The organism is Polaromonas sp. P1_E3, assembly GCF_056405935.1.
The window spans coordinates 1-2249 of record NZ_JBFUBD010000414.1; the positions used below are offsets into that span (position 1 = coordinate 1).

Sequence of the window (2249 nt, forward strand, 5' to 3'; positions counted from 1 at the left end):
GCATTTCTTCGGTGACGGCGCCGACGCAGTACAAGGCTACGTCCCCCCTACCCCCGCCCCCTGATCCGGCGGCATGCCCGAGCGCATCGAGTGGCTGGACGACGGCACCGCCGGCGGCAGCCCCTACAGCCCGCGCTTTGGCGACCGTTACCGCAGCGAGCTGGGCGGGCTGGACCAGGCCAAAGAAGTCTTCCTCAAGGGCTGCGGCCTGCCCGAAGCCTGGGCAGGCCAGCCGCAATGGACTGTTCTTGAAACCGGCTTCGGCCTGGGCCTGAATTTCCTCGTGACCTGGGCCGCCTGGAAAGCCGACCCCGAGCGCCCCCGCCTGCTGCATTTCGTCTCGACCGAAGCCTTCCCGGCCAGCGCCGGCGACGTGCTGCGCAGCGCGCAAACGCATCCTGAATTGCTGCCTTTCGCCGAACAGCTGCAGCGCCAGCTATGGGGCCTGCTGCCGGGCTTTCACCGGCTGGTGTTTGAGGGGGGCCAGCTTCTGCTGACGCTGTGCATCGGCGACGCCAAGGCCGTGCTGCGCGAGCAATCGTTTGAGGCCGATTCGGTCTACCTGGACGGCTTCAGCCCGCAGCGCAACCCCGACATCTGGGACCTGCATACCTTCAAGGCGGTGGCGCGCTGCTGCCGGCGCGGCACGCGCATTGCCACCTGGACGATCGCACGCAGCGTGCGCGACGCTCTGGCGCAATGCGGATTTGTGGTCAACAAGGTGCCCGGCATTCCGCCCAAGCGGGACAACCTGCAGGGCGAATTCAACCCGGCGTGGGAACCTAAAAAAGCGCAGCCCTCCCCCGCACGCCGGACACCAGCCCGCTGCGTGGTGATTGGCGCCGGCCTGGCCGGTGCGGCCGTGGCGGCCAGCCTGGCGCGCCGCGGCTGGGAAGTCGTGGTGCTGGACGCAGCAGAAGAGCCCGCCGCCGGGGCCTCCGGCCTGCCTGCCGGTTTGCTGGCGCCGCATGTCTCGCCCGACGATAACCCGCTCTCGCGCCTGTCGCGCCATGGCATTCGCGCCACGCTGCAGCAGGCCGAAACCTTGCTGCGGGCCGGCGACTGGGGCCACACCGGCGTGCTGGAGCACGCGGTGGAGCACCCGCGCAAAAGGCCCGAAGCCTGGCAAACAGACTGGGCCGATGCCGCCGGCGACTGGACCGGGCCAGCCGACGCTTCCCAGCTCAGGCAATGCGGCCTGCCGCCGGATACGCCCGCGCTGTGGCATGCGCAGGCTGGCTGGATCCGGCCGGCTGCCCTGGTCGACGCTTGGCTGGCGGGGCCGGGTGTGCTGTCGCACGGCCGATCAACGGTGAGCCGCCTGAACCAGGCCTCGGGGGCATGGCAGGTTCTGGATGCACAGGGCCGGGAGCTGGCCCGCGCCGAACTCGTGGTGGTGGCGGCCGGGTTTGCCAGCCTCGAACTGGCAGCCAGCGCCGCAACGAACAAGGCCAGCGAGCTGGCGCTGCAGGCTATCCGGGGCCAGGTGAGCTGGGGCCTGCACGAGCCCGGCACAGCCGATGCGTTGCCGCCCTTTCCCGTGAACGGCCATGGCAGCCTTGTGCCTGCCGTGCCCTTGTCCGGCAAGGCCGGCGGCCTGGCCTGGATCATGGGCTCCAGCTTTGAACGCGATAACACCCAGGCCGAAACACGGCCTGAGGACGACCAGCACAATTTCGGCCGGCTGCAAACCCTGCTGCCGCAAACCGCCCGTGCACTGGCCGAACAGTTTGAGCCAGGAAAGGTTCAGTCCTGGGCGGGCGTGCGCTGCGCCACGCCCAGCCGCTTGCCTGCGCTGGGTCCGCTGGAAGAAAGCCCGGGCCTGTGGGTGTGCAGCGGCATGGGTTCACGCGGGCTGACATTTGCCGCGCTATGCGGGGAGTTGCTGGCGGCGAAGCTGCACGCGGAACCTTTGCCGATTGAACAGCGGCTGGCGGAAGCGCTGATGCCGCAGCATGCCCTGCCCGCGCTGATCGTCAATACCTGAATTTTCCAGGGAAAATAGGCTTCAAACCTATAAGGGACGAGCGCAAGCAGCTATCAAATAAATAGCAGTCAAGGCGTAATGAGCACCTTCACTCGACGCTGCGCAGCAGGCGTTTGAGCTTTCCGGGGTGCAGCGGTTTGCGCAGGCTGCCGCGTGCGCCGCCAAACCAGCCGCGCACGGTGTCCAGGGGGGAGATGCGGCTGCCGGTCAGGATCAGGTAGGCGATGGCGGGGCGTGATGCCTCCACCCGTTTGACCATTTC

General features: G+C 68.2%; 1 protein-coding gene. It reads left to right on the top strand.

What is annotated here, in order from left to right:
• Nucleotides 1-73: 73 nt before the first annotated feature.
• Nucleotides 74-1987 (top strand): bifunctional tRNA (5-methylaminomethyl-2-thiouridine)(34)-methyltransferase MnmC2/FAD-dependent 5-carboxymethylaminomethyl-2-thiouridine(34) oxidoreductase MnmC1, encoded by a 1914-nt coding sequence (gene mnmC, locus AC1D0Z_RS19965; protein ID WP_477659911.1) that lies wholly within the window; start codon nucleotides 74-76, stop codon nucleotides 1985-1987.
• The last annotated feature ends 262 nt before the right edge of the window (nucleotides 1988-2249 follow it).

Coding starts and splice junctions, on each gene's coding strand:
- mnmC (WP_477659911.1), top strand. CDS start 74: ATGCCCGAGCGCATCGAGTGGCTGGACGACGGCACCGCCGGCGGCAGC.